Source organism: Thermus arciformis, from assembly GCF_900102145.1.
GTDB lineage: Bacteria > Deinococcota > Deinococci > Deinococcales > Thermaceae > Thermus > Thermus arciformis.
On sequence record NZ_FNBC01000010.1, the window covers coordinates 1 to 14,335 of the forward strand.

The following is a 14,335-nucleotide window of genomic DNA, read 5'->3' on the forward strand; positions in this document are numbered from 1 at the left end:
TCGGGGGCCTTCCTGCGGTTCTACGGGTACCCCAAGGTGCTTTGGCCGTACTTGCGGAGCACCAACCTGATGGAGCGGTTTATCCGGGAAGTGCGGCGTGGGACGAAGGTGCGGGACCACAAGTTTCCCAAGGCGGAGGCGGTATACAAGCTCCTTTACCTGGAGTCAGAGAGGCAAGAGGGGAGGTGGGCAGAACGGAAACTAAAGGGGTTCTCGGAGGTGAAGGAGGTGCTGGAGAAGATGCTTCAGGAGCGGTATGCCCCCCGTACACAGACTCTTACACATAACTCTTGACACGACCCGGCGGGGGAAAGGCCCTGGGGGTTGGGCTGGAAGAGGAGCTGGTAGCTCAGGGTGGAGAGGAGGTAGGAGGCGACGAGGGCGTGGGCGGTGGGGATGGCCCATCGGGCCGAGGAAGGAAGGCGCCAAAGGAGAAGGGCGAGGAGGAGGAAGCCTATCCCCATCAGGGGCAGGAAGACCCGGTCCACGGGGTCCACGCCCCCCGGCCTCGAGGCCCAGTAGGCTACCCCCGCGAGGAGGGCTCCCAGGGGGAGAAGCCAAAGGGCCATCCGCCGCCGAAGCGGGTTCAAGGGGTCCAGGAGCTCGAGGGTGGGGTGCAAACTCCTTTCAGTGTACCTCACTCCCCCGGAGGCCATGGGCGCATTTTCCCCGGGCCCCCCTTAACCGGGGCTTAACGGCCTAAGGGCCCAACCCAGGGGTCCCTTGCGGCCCAATCCACGGCTAGGCCCTCAGTCCTCGAGGTAGGTGTACCCCTGGAGCTCCCGGGCGTACCGCTCCAAAAAAGCCCCCTTCTCCGCGGGGGAGAGGCGGCTTTGCCGCACCAGGCGCTCCACCCCCAGGGTCAGCTCCCTGGCGGTGAAGCCCATCTTCTCAATGACCTTCTCGGCGGTCTCCCCGGGGACGAAGCGCTCTATGGCGAAGCCCTCCTCGTCCACCCGCACGTGGGCCTCCCCCACCTGGCCGAAGAGGTTGTGGTTGCTCCCCAGGACGTCCTGGTAGGCCCCCACCAGGAAGACCCCCAGGTAGTAGGGCTCCCCGGGGCGCACGGCGTGGACGGGGAGGGTCTGGCGCACGTCGTGGAGGTCAATGAAGCGGTCTATCTTGCCGTCCGAGTCGCAGGAGATGTCCACCAGGGTGGCCTGGCGGGTGGGGGGCTCGTGGAGGCGGCTTAGGGGCACGATGGGGAAGAGCTGGTGGATGGCCCAGGCGTCGGGGAGGCTTTGGAAGATGGAGAAGTTGCACACGAGCTTGTCGGCGAGGAGCTTCTCCAGGTCCTCAAACTCGTCGGGGGCGTAGGGGAGCTCCCCTACCAGGGCGTAGACCTTGCGGGCGATGTGGTAGAAGATCTCCTCCGCCAGGGCGCGGTCCTTTAGGGACACGAGCCCGAGGTCGTAGAGGGTCTGGAGGGTCTCCTTGTCCGCGAAGGCGTCGTGGTAGACCTCGCGGAAGTTCTTGGGGCCGAGGCTTAAAAGCCCTTCCCAAAGCTCCTTGACCAGGGGGTGGGCCTCCTCGGGAGGGGCCGGGGGCTTCTTCTCCCCGGGCGGGGTGATGACGTCAATGACCTCCAGGACCAGGACCTCGTGGTAGGCGGTGACGGCCCGGCCCGACTCCGTGACCAGGATGGGGTGGGGCTCCCCGTGCCCTTCCACCACCTCCTTGGTCACGTAGACCAGGTCCTCGGCGTACTCGGAGAGGGTGTAGTTGGCCGAGGCGTAGAAGTTGGTCTTGGAGCCGTCGTAGTCCACGGCCAGGCCCCCGCCCAGGTTGAGGTAGCGGAGGGGAGCCCCGAGCTTCCTGAGCTGCACGTAGGTCTGGGCGGCCTCCCGCACCGCCGCCTTGATCCTGCGGATGTCCGTGACCTGGCTGCCGATGTGGGCGTGGACCATGACCAGGGCGTCTAAGAGGTCCGCCTCCTTGAGGATTTCCACCGCCTGCACGATCTCCGGGGTGGTGAGGCCGAACTTGGCGTTTTCGCCCCCAGAGGCCTCCCACTGCCCCGCCCCCTTGGCCTTGAGCTTGTAGCGGATGCCCAGAAGGGGCTTCACGCCGAGCTCCCGGGAGAGGCGGACCACCCGGGAGAGCTCGGCGAACTTCTCCAGGGTGATCACCACGTTCCGGCCGAGCTTCCTCCCCATGAGGGCCAGGCGGATGAAGTCGTCGTCCTTGAAGCCGTTGGTGGTGATGAGGGCCTCCTCGGAGAGGTCCTGGGCCAGGATGAGGGCGAGCTCGGGTTTGCTCCCCGCCTCGAGGCCGTAGTGGTAGGCCTTCCCCGCCTTGGCCACCGTCTCCAGCACCAGGCGGCGCTGGTTCACCTTCACCGGGTAGACCCCCCGGTAGGCGCCCTGGTAGCCGTACTTGGCCATGGCCTCCCGGAAGGCCTCGTTGAGGGCCCGGATCCGGGCCTCGAGGATCTGGGGAAAGCGGAGCACCAGGGGCAGGGGCCTCCCCTCGTCCCTCAGGGCCTCCACGATCTCCAGGAGGGAGGCCGAAGGCCCCCCGGGGCCCAGGGGGGTCACCTCCATCTCCCCGTCCCGCCCCACGCGGAAAAACCCCGCGCTCCAGTGGGGCACCAGGTAGATCTCCTCCGCCTCCTTGGGGGTGAAGCGCTTGGCCGTTCGCAACCCGGGTCAACCTCCGCTATGAGTGTAGGGCGGATGCCTCCTCTTGGGAAGGGTGGCTTCGGTAAAGGTACCCCTCCCCCTCGGGAACCTCCGCCGGGTCCACCAGGTAGAGGAAAGGCCCCCCGCCTTCGTTGACCAGGACATGGCCCCGGGAGCGCAGGAGGGGCTTTAGGTCCCCGGGGGCCTGGAAGGCCAGGGGGACGGGGCCCACCTCCTTTAGCACCTCCTCCAGAAGGTCAAGCCAGGCGGCGAAGGCCTCGGGAGCCACCTCGGGCACCAGGAGGCGGACCGCCCCCGCTTTGTCCCCGAAGCGCCGGAACCTCCTCAGGAAGCGGCGCAGGGTGCGCCGCTCTTCCCCGGTGGGGCAGAAGGTGAGGTGCTTGTGGCCCACCACGCTGAAGCGGAACCCCTCCGGGGCCAAGGCCCTTAGGCGGCTTATGGTCCTTAAGTCCCCCACCCGGTGCCACCAGGAAAGCTCCACCGTGGGGAAGGCCTTGCGGTAGGCCTTGAACCCCCCGGGGAAGCCCCGGTAGCCCTTTAGCCCCACCAAGATCCCTTCCCTAGCGGGCTTCAAGCCAGTGCTCCAAGAAGGCCAGGCCCACCCGGGCCATGAGGGGGGTGAGGGTGTGCCCCGCCCCCTCCTCCACGAAGCGGGCCAGGCGGCCTTCGGGGTAGTGGGGCCTCAGGGCCTCCAAGGTCTTCTCCATCCGCTCCAGGGGGACGATGAGGTCCTTGGTGCCGTGGAGGTGGAGGAGGGGCACGCCCCCGTAGGCCTCTCCCCGGAGGGCGGGCGGCCTCTCGTAGAGCGCCTGGACCCTGGGGTCTTCCACCTTTTGGCCCTGGGGGAGCTTCATGGGAAAGCCCGAGCCGATGAAGGCGAGGGCCCCTCGAGGCCGGAAGCCCTCGGAAAGGAGGAGGTGGGCCACGAAGGCCCCCAGGCTCCCCCCGGCGAGGAAGAGGGGGAGGCCGAAGCGCCTCTCTGCCTCCTCCGCCACCCTCCGGGCCTCCTCGGCGAAGCCCAAGGCCACCTGGTAGACCTCCTCCACGTACCGGGGGCTCTTAGAGGAGGGGGGAGGGCCCTCCCTTTCCCCGTGCCTTGGGGCGTCAAAGGCGAGGAGGAGGAAGCCCCGTTCCGCGTAGCCGGGAAGGAGGGAGAGGATGTGCTCCTTGGAGCCTTGAAGGCCGTGGAGGGCGAGGAGGAGGGCTTTGGGCGCCTCGGAGGTCCGGGCGAGGACGGAAAGCCCCGCCAAGGTGAGCCGCTCGGTCCGCATCATCTAGGTAAAAAGGCTGGACACCGACTCCCCCCTATGGATCCGCCAGATGGCCTCGGCGAAGAGGGGGGCCACGGTGAGGGTCTTGAGCTTGGGGCCTTCCTTGGGGGGGCAGGTGTCCGTGGCGGCCACCTCCTTCACGGGGCTTTTGGCGATCCTCTCCAGGGCCGGGCCCACGTAGACCCCGTGGGTGGCGGCGGCGTAGACCTCCCTGGCCCCGGCCTGCAGGAGGGCCTCCACCGCCTCCACCAGGCTTCCCGCGGTGGAGATCTCGTCGTCCACGATGAGGGCCGTCTTCCCCTTCACCTCCCCCACCAGCATCCGCACCCGCACCTCCGTGTCGGAGACCCGCTCCTTGTCTATGAAGGCCAGGGGCAGGTGGAGGCGGCGGGCGAGGGAGCTCGCCCGCTTGAGGTCCCCCGCGTCCGGGGCCACCACCACGGCGTTTTCCAGGTCCACCCGGGTGGCGAAGTGGTTGGCGATCACCGGTTCGGCGGAGAGGTGGTCCACGGGGATCTTGAAGAAGCCGTGGACCTGGGGGGAGTGGAGGGTCATGGTGAGGACCCGGTCGGCCCCCGCCGTCTGCAGGAGGTCGGCGACGAGCCGCGCGGTGATGGAGATGCGGGGGGCGTCCTTTTTGTCGCTTCGGGCGTAGGAGAAGTAGGGGATGACGGCGGTGACCCGGGCGGCGCTCGCCCCCTTGGCGGCGTCAATCATCATGAGGAGCTCCATCAGGTGGTCCTGCACCGGCGGGGTGAGGGACTGGACGATGAAGACGTCGCCTTCCCGGAGGCTTTCCTCGTAGCGCACGAAGAGGTTGTCGTTGGCGAAGCGCAAGGTGGTGCTCTTCCCCAAGGGGAGGCCAAGGGCCTCGGCGATGGCCTGGGCCAAAGCGCGGTTGGACTGGCCGGAGAAGATCAGGAGGGGGCGGTCCATGCCGTCCCCCAAGATACCACGCCCCCCTAAAGGGGGGTGATGGCCTCCTGAAGGGGGGTGGTGACCTCGAGGCCCGTGGGGTGGAGGTAGACATTCACCTCGGTGCGCACGCCGAAGCCTTCCAGGTACACCCCGGGCTCCACGGTGAAGGCCAATCCCGGCACCAAGGGGCGGAAGTCGTGGGTTTCCAGGTCGTCCAGGTGGGGCCCAGAGCCGTGGACCTCCTCCCCCAGGTTGTGCCCGGTGCGGTGGCGGACGTAGGGGCCGTAGCCCTCCTCCTCCAGGACCTTGCGGGCCAGGCGATCCACCTCAAAGCCCTTAGGGTAGCGGCCTTCCCGGTAGGCCTTTTCCACGAAGGCGATGGCCTCGTCCCGCGCCCGGGCCACCGCCCGGAAGGCCCGGTGGGCCGCCTCCGGGGGCCTTTTCCCCGCCATCCAGGTGAGGTCGGCGTAGACCCCCCCGGGGGCCTTGGCCCAGAGGTCCAAAAGGACCACCTCCCCCTCCTCCAAGGGCTTATCCGTGGGTTCGTGGTGGGGGTTGGCGGCGTTTCGCCCGAAGGCCACCATGGGGGGGTGGTCAAAGACGAGCCCCTCCGCCTCCAGGGCCCGCACGAGCACCCCCTGGACCTCCCGTTCCCTCGCCCTGGGGTTTTGGCGCAGGAACTCCAGGGCCAGGTCCTTGGCCCGGGCGAGGCCCGCCGCCGCCTTGCGGTGGCTTTGCAGCTTCCCTTCGTCCCAGGTCTGGAAGAGGAGGAGGAGGGGCCAGGAGGAGGCCACCTCCACCCCCATCCCCCGGAGGAGGTCCAGGGTGCCCCCGTCCACCCGGGAGAGGTAGGGGATCTGCCCCCCCGGGACGTACTCCAAGGCCACGCGCCGAAGCCCCGAAAGGGTTTCGGAAAGGCTCTCCACGAAGCCCCGCCAGGTGTGGTAGGTCCTCCGGTTTCCGGGGAGGGGAGGGAAGAGGCTTGCCTCAATGGCGTGGCTGAGGAGGGTGGGCGCCCCTTCCCGGGGGATGAGGTAGGCGAAGCGGCGGGTGAGGTGGAGGGAGGAAAGGCCCAGGACCTCGAGGGCCAGGGGGTTGCTCCTTCCGAAGGAGAGGAGGAGCCAGCCCTCGAGGCCTTCCTCCTTCAAGACTTCCTGCACGCGGGGAAGGTCCATGCCCCCATGGTATCCCGAGTGGGCGTCGCCTCACCTTTCCCTACCCCTGCCGTGCTAGGCTTACGGGTAGGGAGGGAGGAGCATGGTAGAGGCACAGGAGGCGGTCATCCGCATCACCCCCCTGGCGGCGGAGAAGGCCAAGGAGATCCTCGCCCGCTACGGCAAGGAAGGCGCGGCCATTCGCGTCTACATCAAGTCTGGAGGGTGCTCGGGCTTCCAGTACGGCATGGCCGTGGACGAGAGGGAGCTCGAGGGGGACACCTTCGTGGAGATGCACGGGGTGCGGCTCGTGGTGGACCCCATGTCCTTGCCCTACCTGGTGGGCTCGGAGATTGACTGGGTGGAGAGCCTCATGGGGGGCGGGTTCACGGTTCACAACCCAAACGCCGCCAGCACCTGCGGCTGCGGCCACTCCTTCCGCACCAAGGACCAGGAAGGGGAAGCCCGCGCCTGCGGCCATTAAACCCCGGTTCCTTCGGGGGGCCCTGCCTGAGGGCCCCTTTAGCTTTTTCCCGGTTGACCTTAACCCGGCGGGTCGTATAATGGCCTCGGCCACTTAGACGGTGCCACGAAAGGAGGCGGTATGCAGAAGGTAGGCAAGCTGGCTGTACTCGGTATAACTGCCTTGGGCCTGGCCCTGGCGGGGCCTCAGGACAACAGCCTGGTGATCGGGGCTTCCCAGGAGCCCAGGGTGCTGGCGGGGGACTTCCTCAGCGTCATCTCCAACCAGTCCATCAAGAGCGAGATTGAGCAGTACCTCTTCGCGCCCCTCATCGGCTTCAACGCCAACAGCGAGAACTTCCCCGTTTTGGCCACGCAGGTGCCCACCCAGCAAAACGGCCGCCTGCGGGTTACGGACATCGGCGGGGGCAAGAAGCGCCTAGAGATGGACCTCACCATCCGCCCCGATGCCCGCTGGTCCGACGGCAAGCCCATCACCACGGAGGACGTCCAGTTCTACTTTGAGGTGGGCAAGGCCAAGGGGATGCCCGTGCTGAACCCCGACTACTGGGAGCGGGTGAACCTCCGCGTTAAGGACGCCCGCAACTTTACCGTGATCTTTGAGCCCGCCTACTACTACGACACCTACGGCTCCCCCATCGGCTACGCCCCCAAGCACATCATGGGGCCCGAGTGGGAGAAGGTGAAGGCCGCGGCCCGGGGCCTGGACTCCGACAAGGACGCGGAGAAGCTCAACGAGCTCTACCGCAACTTCTTCCTCAAGTTCGCCACCCCCCAGGCGCTGAACCGCGGGGCCATGGTCTACTCCGGGCCCTTCAAGCTGAAGCGCTGGGTGCCGGGGAACTCCATTGAGATGGAGCGGAACCCCAACTTCCCCATCAAGCCCGAGGGCGGGGAGAGCAAGTACGTGCAGAAGGTGGTCTACCGCTTCATCCAGAACACCAACTCCCTCCTGGTGGCGGTGATCGGCGGCTCCATTGACGCCACCTCCAGCGTCTCCCTCACCTTTGACCAGGCCCGGTCCAAGCAGCTCACCTCCCGCGCCCCCGGCCGCTTTGACATCTGGTTCGTGCCCGGGGCCATTTGGGAGCACATTGACATCAACAAGTTTGAGAACTGCCAGACGGTGCGCGATCTCGGCCTGAACGACAAGCGCACCCGCCAGGCCATCCTCCACGCCCTGAACCGGGAGGGCCTGGTGAAGGCCTTCTTTGACGGCCTCCAGCCCGTGGCCCACACCTGGATTGCCCCCGTCAACCCCCTCTTCAACCCCAACGTGAAGAAGTACGAGTTTGACCTGAAGAAGGCCGAGGCCCTCCTGGCGGAGATGGGCTGGAGGAAGGGGCCGGACGGCATCCTCCAGCGCACCGTGGGCGGGCGCACCGTGCGCTTTGAGATTGAGTACGTCACCACCGCCGGCAACGCCATCCGCGAGCGCACCCAGCAGTTCTTCGCCGAGGACCTCAAGAAGATCGGCATCGCCGTCAAGATCAACAACGCTCCCTCCGCCGTGGTCTTCGCCGACGACTACATCCAGCGGGCCAGCGAGTGCAAGTGGACCGGGATGTTTGAGTTCGCCTGGGTCTCCAACCTGCAGGAGGACGGTGGCCTCTTCCAGTACAAGAACCTGAACACCGGGGCCATCATGGTCCCCACCAAGGAGAACAACTACCAGGGCCAGAACATCGGCGGCTGGCGGAACGACGAGTTTGACCGCCTGACGAGCCAGGCCGTCCTGGAGTTTGACGAGGCCAAGCGCAAGGCCCTCTTCGCCCGCGCCCAGGAGATCTGGGCCGAGGAGCTTCCCGCGCTTCCCCTCTACTTCCGCGCCAACCCCTACGTGGTGCGGAAGGGCCTCGTGAACTACGTGGCCAGCGCCTACTCCGGCGGCTACGGCTACCCCGGCTGGAACGCCTGGGAGATCGGCTGGGAGAGCCGCGGGGCCGTGAAGAAGTGGGACCAGGCGAAGTACGCCCTTTCCGTCAAGTAGCCTGGGTGGTATAGTGGGGCCCGCTGGGCTAAAGCCCAGCGGGCTTTTTGAGTGCCATAAACGGGAGGTACAAGAGTGTTCGCCTACACGGTGCGCCGGCTTTTGCAGATGATCCCCCTTCTCCTTGCGGCCAGCGTGGTCATCTACGCCCTCCTGGCCCTGCAACCGGGGGATCCCCTGGACGAGCTCAGGCGGCAGAATCCCCGCATCACCGCCGAGCAGTTTGAGGCTTTGAAGCGGGCCTACGGCCTGGACCAGCCCCTCCACATCCGCTACTTCAAGTGGCTTTCCCGGGCGGTCCAGGGGGACTTGGGCTATAGCCGCACCTACGGGATCCCCGCGGCGGAGTACATCTTCGTGCAACGCCTGCCCAAGACCCTCCTCCTTTCGGGCCTGGCCCTTACCCTGGCCCTTGTGGTGGCCATCCCCGTGGGGGTCTTCTCCGCCGTGCGGCAGTACTCCCTGGCCGACTACGCCATCACCTTCCTCTCCTTCGTGGGCTTCTCCATGCCGGTCTTCTTCCTGGGGATCCTCCTCCTCTACCTCTTCGCCATTTGGCTTCCCGACCACATCCCGGGCTTCCCCCGTTTCCCCACCGGGGGGGTGCCCGGGGTGCTCTGGGAGGACGTGCGCTCGGGGGCGATAAGCTTTTGGTACTTCCTGGGGCAATGGGCCTGGCACCTCATCCTGCCGGTCATCGCCCTTTCCTCCTTGCAGATGGCGGAGTGGACCCGGTTCATGCGGGCTTCCTTGCTGGAGGTGCTTTCCCAGGACTACATCCGCACCGCCCGGGCCAAGGGGCTTTCGGAGCGGGTGGTCCTTTACAAGCACGCGCTGAGGAACGCCCTTATCCCCATCGTGACCCTGGTGGGTCTGGCCATTCCCGGGGTATTGGGCGGGGCCACCATCACCGAAACCATCTTCAGCTACCCCGGGATGGGCCGGGCCATCTTTGACGCCTTGGTGGAGAAGGACTACAACGTGGCCATGGCGGCCCTGGCCTTCTTGGCCCTCATGACCGCCCTTTTCAACCTCCTGGCGGACCTGGCCTACGCGGTGGTGGATCCCCGGATCCGTTACAGCTAGAGGTGTCTTATGGCGACCGCATCCCCTAAGCCCCGAACCTTCTTCAGCCTCTTCTGGCGCCGTCTCCGGCGGCACAAGATGGCCATGGCGAGCCTGGTGGTCATCGTTCTCCTCGTCCTCATGGCCCTGTTTGCTCCATGGATCGCCCCCTACGACCCCACGGCCCAGCCCACGGGCGAGGACGTGGGGGCCTACTACTTCCTGCCCCCTTCCCCCGAGCACCCCCTGGGCACGGACGACCTGGGGCGGGACGTGCTTTCCCGCATCATCTATGGCTCCCGCATCTCCTTGCTGGTGGGCTTTGCCGTGGCCTTTTCCAGCGTGATTCTGGGGACCATCATGGGGACGCTGGCGGGGTACTTCTCCGGGCGCCCCTTGAGATTTTACCTGGGCCCCTTGCGCCGGGAGCGGGAGGGGTTTTACCCTTGGAGCTTCGCCCTGTGGCGGGTATTTTCCTGGTTCCTCTACTACGGGGTGCTCTACCTGGCCCTTTCCATCGCCTGGGCCCTGGCCAAGGATGGGATCCAGGCGGGAAGCCCGGGGAGCTACCTGGGGTTTGGCCTGACCCTGGCCCTGGTGCTTTGGGCCGCTTGGTTTGGGCTTAAGGGGGAGATCCGCCTGGACCTGGACGTGGCCATTAGCCGCCTCATTGACTTCATGCTCACCATCCCCACCCTGCCCCTTCTCCTGGTGCTCTCGGCCCTCCTGCGGGACCCCGGAGTCAAGGTGGGCCAGTGGGCCCAGGGGGTGTTTGGGGATGCGGCCAGCGTCTTCATCATCATCGCCATCCTGGTCCTCTTCGGCTGGTTGGGCACCGCCCGGCTGGTGCGGGGGAACATCCTTTCCTTAAGGGAGCAGGACTACGTCACCGCCGCCCAGGCCCTGGGGGCCACGGACGCCCGCATCATGTTCCGCCACCTGGTCCCGAACACCTTGGCCCCCCTGATCGTCCAGGCCACCTTGCAGATTGGCGGGGCCATCCTCACCGAGGCTGCCCTTTCCTTCCTGGGCTTTGGCATCCAGCCCCCGGTGGCCACCTGGGGGAACATGCTCACCAACGCCCAGGAGTACATCTTCACCGCCCCTTGGCTCGCCCTGCCGCCGGGCTTCATGATCTTCATCACGGTTCTGGCCTTCAACTACCTGGGGGACGGGCTTAGGGACGCCTTGGACCCAAGGAGCCGCCTTTAAGGCCACTCCTGTGCGGGCTTAAGCCCGCACAGGAGTTTTGGCTAGGGGCTTAGGGGCTGAGCTTCTCCTCCGGGTAGGCGGCCTCCACGAAGTAGAGGCCGTGGGCCGGGGCGGTGGGGCCCGCCAGGCGGCGGTCCCCCGTCTCCAGGATGGCCTTAAGGCTTTCTGGAGGCCGCTTTCCTAGCCCCACTTCCAAAAGGGTGCCCACCATGCCCCGCACCTGCCCCCGGAGGAAGCTTCGCCCCTTGAAGGTGAAGTGGACCTCGAGCCCCCCTTCTCCCTCCGCCTCCTCCACCCTGGCCTCCAAGAGCTCCCGGGTGCCCTCCCGGGTCTCCTCCTTGGCGAAGCCCAGGAAGTTGTGCCGCCCGAGGAGAAGGGGAAGGGCCTCCCGGATGGCGAGGAGGTCCAAAGGCCTCCTTACCCAAAGCGCCCGGTGGCGGAGGAGGGGAGAAGGGTAGGGCCTCACCAAGACCCGGTAGCGGTAGGCCCGCCAGAGGGCGTCCTTGCGGGCGTGGAGGTCCTGGGCCACCTCCCTCGCCCCCACCACCTTGAGGTCCTCGGGGAGGAGGCGGTTTAGGGCCTCGGGCACCTTCGCCACGGGGATCCTCCCCTCGAGGTCCACGTGGAAGGGCATGGCCAGGGCGTGCACCCCGGCGTCCGTGCGCCCCGCGGCCACGGCCTTGGGGAGGGCGCCGATTTGGGGCAGGACCCTTTCCAGCTCGCCCTGCACGGTGCGGAGGCCCTCCCGCTGCCGCTGGAGCCCGGCGAAGCGGGTGCCGTCGTATTCCGTGAGGAGGAGGATGCGGCGCACGCCCAAAGCTTAAGTGCCCCCGCCTTGATTTCGCCACAGGGGACGCCGGAGGTCAGGCTTTGCGAAGCCTCTCTTGGGGCCCCCGCTCTGGCACAAGCCAGAGCGGGATACTTAAGTGGTTGCACGTTGATTTCGCAACACGGATTGCCCGAAATAAGGCTCGGGGAGGTTCTTTTGGGGCCCCCACCGCGGCGAAAGCCGCGGTGGGGCACTTAATCCGCGCCCACGGGGGCCTTGGAGGGGTGGCCCTCCAGGGCCACCCCCTCCCCCACCACCCTAAGCCCTACCCGGTCCCCCACCCGGTAGGGGGCCCCGGGGCTTTCCTGCACCAGCACCTCCCGGTCCACGGGTCCTAAGAGGCGCACCCGGTAGGTGAGGTCGTGCCCCTTGAACTCCCGGGCCACCACCTCCCCCAAGGGGCCTTCCCCCGGGGGAGCGAGCCTCAAGGCCTCGGGGCGCAGGGAGAGGAGGAGGGGCCCGAAGGCGGGCTCGGCCAGGGGCACCGGGCCCAGGCAGGTTTCCGCATACCCCCCCTTGCCCTCCCCGGGAAGGAGGTTGGTGCGGCCCAGGAACTGGGCCACGAAGGGGGTCCTGGGCCGCAGGTAGACCTCCTCGGGGGTGCCCACCTGCAAAAGCTCCCCCCCGCGCATCACCCCCAGGCGGTCGGCGAAGGAGAGGGCCTCCTCCTGGTCGTGGGTGACCAGGAGGGCGGTGGTGCCCGTCTCCTTCAGGACCTTGCGCACCTCTTCCCGGGTGGCGGCCCTAAGCCCCGCGTCCAGGCTGGAGAAGGGCTCGTCCAGGAGCACCAGCTTGGGCCCCGGGGCCAGGGCCCGGGCCAGGGCGATGCGCTGTTGCTGCCCGCCGGAAAGCTCGTGGGGCTTGCGGTTTTGGAAGAGGGTCATGCCCACCCGCTCCAGGGCCTTTTGCGCCCTTTGGAGGCGGTCCTTCCCCTTGAGGCCGAAGGCCACATTGCCCAAGGCGCTGAGGTGGGGGAAGAGGGCGTAGTCCTGGAAGACGAAGCCCACGCCCCGCCTTTCCGGGGGAAGGAGGGTGACGTCTTGCCCCTGGAGGAGGACCCGGCCGGCGTCGGGGGCTTCCAGCCCGGCGATGACCCTGAGGAGGGTGGTCTTGCCGCAGCCCGAAGGCCCCAAGAGGGCCAGGATCTCCCCGGGGTAGACCCGGAGGTCCACCCCCTTCAGCACCTCGAGGCCACCGAAGCGCTTGCGGATCCCCTGGAGTTCTAGAAGCGGCGCTCGCTCCAAAGCAACACCCCCACGAAGGCCGCCGAGAGGAGGGCGATGAGGAGGGCGAAGGGGGCGGCCTCGGCGAACATGGCCTCCTGAGTGTAGCCGAAAACCCGGGTGGAAAGGGTGCTGTAGCCCATGGGGGCGAGGAGCAGGGTGATGGGAAGCTCCTTCACCGCCCCCATGAAGGCCAAGGCCCCCCCCGCCGCCACCCCCCGCCAAAGGAGGGGGAAGGTGACGCGGAAGAAGGCCCGGGTGGGGGTCTCCCCCAGGGTCCTCGCCGCCTCCTCGAGCCTCCTCGGCACCTGGCGCAGGGCGCTGCGGATGGGGCCCAGGGTCTCCGCCAGAAGGTGGAAGGCCAGGACCAGGACCAGGAGGGCCAGGCTCCCGTAGAGGAAGGGGAGGCTCCGCAGGCTGAAGAAAATCCAGGCCAGGGCGAAGGCCAAGGGGGGGATGGCGTAGCCCAGGTAGGCCAGGCGCTCCAGGAAGGAGGCGGCGAAGGAGGGGTAGCGCACCCCCAGGTAGGCCAGGGGCAGGGCCATGCCCACGGCCAGCAAGGCGGCGGGAAAGGCGGCCAGGGCGGAGTGGAAGAGGGCCTCGTAAAGCCCCCCTAGGCCTTCCCGGGGGAAGCGGCTCGCCAGGTGGAAAAGGGCGTAAAAGGGGAGGGCCAGGCCTAAAAGGACGGGCGCCAGGGCCAGGAGGTAGGCGAGGGGGGCCCAGGGCCCGAGGCGCACGGGCTTAGCCTGGCGGCTTGAGCCCTTGCCCGTGCGGGCCAGGGCGAGGCGGCGGAGGAGAAGGCCTTCCAGGAGGAGGAGCCCCCCCGTGAGGAGGAGGAGGAAGAGGGCGAGCCAGGCGGCGTACACCCGGTCAAAGGCGGCGTTGTACTGCAGGTAGATGGCGTAGGAGAAGGTCTCGTACTTCAGGAGGCTCACCGTGCCGAACTCCCCCAGGACGTGGAGCCCCACCAGGAGGTGGCCGGAGAGGAGGGCGGGGAGGAGCTGGGGCAGGGTGACCTTGAAGAAGGCCTGAAGGGGGGTCTGGCCCAGGCTCCGGGCCGCCTCTTCCAAGGAGGGGTCCAGGCCCAGGAAGGCGGCCCGCAGGGAGAGGAAAAGGTAGGGGTAGGTGATGAAGGAGAGGACCAGAAGCGCCCCCCAGTACCCCTCCAGCCGGGGCAGGGGCAGCACCCCCCCGGGCCCCGTGGCCGCCAGGAGCACGAAGGCCCCCACGTACCCGGGAAGGGCCAGGGGCAGGGCGAGGAGGAGGGCCAGGAGGCGCTTGCCCTTGAGGTCCGTGCGGGTGGTGAGGAAGGCCAGGGGCAGGGCGAGGAGGGTGGTGAGGAGGAGGACCCCGAGGAGAAGGGCCAGGGTGTTCCAAAGAAGCTCCAGGTTCTTGGGCCGGAGGAGGATCTCCCGAAGGGCCAGGGGGTCGGCCTCGAGGGCCCGGAGGACCAGGTAGACCAGGGGCAGGGCCACCCCACCCCCCGTGAGGAGGGCGGGGAGGAGGAAGGGGAGAAGCCCTGGGAGGTGGGGAAGCCTTAGGGTCATG

Annotated in this window: 13 protein-coding genes and 1 pseudogene; 5 read left to right on the forward strand and 9 right to left on the reverse strand. The window is 67.6% G+C overall.

The annotated features are described in order from the left end of the window. Positions 1-294 (forward strand): transposase (locus tag BLP62_RS05015; protein ID WP_176758143.1); only part of this gene is annotated, 294 nt, incomplete at its 5' end. 8 nt (positions 295-302) lie between these two features. Here BLP62_RS05015 and BLP62_RS05020 read toward each other — a convergent pair. The 6 genes and pseudogenes from BLP62_RS05020 to BLP62_RS05045 all read right to left on the reverse strand — a co-directional run. Next, positions 303-656 (reverse strand): annotated as a pseudogene (locus BLP62_RS05020) (GGDEF domain-containing protein); the annotation flags it as partial. 93 nt (positions 657-749) lie between these two features. Next, positions 750-2,642, reverse strand: a complete 1,893-nt coding sequence (speA, locus tag BLP62_RS05025; protein ID WP_093006494.1) for a biosynthetic arginine decarboxylase — start codon at positions 2,640-2,642, stop codon at positions 750-752. Between the two features lie 16 nt (positions 2,643-2,658). Then, on the reverse strand, positions 2,659-3,216 hold the full coding sequence (locus BLP62_RS05030) for a DUF72 domain-containing protein (protein WP_241374147.1): 558 nt from the start codon (positions 3,214-3,216) through the stop codon (positions 2,659-2,661). Then, complete coding sequence (locus BLP62_RS05035) at positions 3,203-3,913, reverse strand: alpha/beta hydrolase (protein ID WP_093006594.1); 711 nt, start codon at positions 3,911-3,913, stop codon at positions 3,203-3,205. Before BLP62_RS05035 ends, BLP62_RS05030 begins: the two co-directional genes overlap by 14 nt. Before the next feature lie 3 nt (positions 3,914-3,916). Continuing rightward, positions 3,917-4,849: a ribose-phosphate diphosphokinase gene (locus BLP62_RS05040; protein WP_093006595.1), complete on the reverse strand. Its 933-nt coding sequence runs from the start codon at positions 4,847-4,849 to the stop codon at positions 3,917-3,919. Positions 4,850-4,875: 26 nt separating this feature from the next. Continuing rightward, positions 4,876-6,006, reverse strand: coding sequence for a M24 family metallopeptidase (locus BLP62_RS05045; RefSeq protein ID WP_093006496.1), 1,131 nt, complete (start codon positions 6,004-6,006; stop codon positions 4,876-4,878). 82 nt (positions 6,007-6,088) lie between these two features. On the opposite strand from BLP62_RS05045, the gene erpA reads away from it, so the two are divergent. The 4 genes from erpA (at position 6,089) to BLP62_RS05065 (ending at position 10,735) form a co-directional block, all read left to right on the forward strand. Further along, positions 6,089-6,469, forward strand: coding sequence for an iron-sulfur cluster insertion protein ErpA (gene erpA / locus BLP62_RS05050; protein WP_093006498.1), 381 nt, complete (start codon positions 6,089-6,091; stop codon positions 6,467-6,469). A 120-nt stretch (positions 6,470-6,589) separates the two neighbouring features. Next, positions 6,590-8,458 carry a peptide ABC transporter substrate-binding protein gene (locus BLP62_RS05055; protein ID WP_093006500.1) on the forward strand — a complete coding sequence of 623 codons (1,869 nt, stop codon included), beginning with the start codon at positions 6,590-6,592 and terminating at the stop codon, positions 8,456-8,458. A 75-nt stretch (positions 8,459-8,533) separates the two neighbouring features. Further along, positions 8,534-9,544, forward strand: a complete 1,011-nt coding sequence (locus BLP62_RS05060; protein ID WP_093006502.1) for an ABC transporter permease — start codon at positions 8,534-8,536, stop codon at positions 9,542-9,544. Between the two features lie 9 nt (positions 9,545-9,553). Next, entirely contained in the window at positions 9,554-10,735 is a 1,182-nt protein-coding gene (locus BLP62_RS05065; protein ID WP_093006504.1) for an ABC transporter permease, read from the forward strand. Positions 10,736-10,784: 49 nt separating this feature from the next. On the opposite strand, the gene truA is transcribed toward BLP62_RS05065, so the two are convergent. The 3 genes from truA to BLP62_RS05080 form a co-directional block, all read right to left on the reverse strand. Beyond that, on the reverse strand, positions 10,785-11,546 hold the full coding sequence (gene truA, locus BLP62_RS05070; RefSeq protein WP_093006506.1) for a tRNA pseudouridine(38-40) synthase TruA: 762 nt from the start codon (positions 11,544-11,546) through the stop codon (positions 10,785-10,787). 212 nt (positions 11,547-11,758) lie between these two features. Further along, the gene (locus BLP62_RS05075; protein ID WP_093006508.1) at positions 11,759-12,808 is read right to left on the reverse strand and encodes an ABC transporter ATP-binding protein; all 1,050 of its coding nucleotides are present in this window, start codon (positions 12,806-12,808) and stop codon (positions 11,759-11,761) included. After that, positions 12,787-14,334 carry an ABC transporter permease gene (locus tag BLP62_RS05080; RefSeq protein WP_093006510.1) on the reverse strand — a complete coding sequence of 516 codons (1,548 nt, stop codon included), beginning with the start codon at positions 14,332-14,334 and terminating at the stop codon, positions 12,787-12,789. The genes BLP62_RS05075 and BLP62_RS05080 overlap by 22 nt, the downstream gene beginning before the upstream one ends. Position 14,335: the final 1 nt, after the last annotated feature.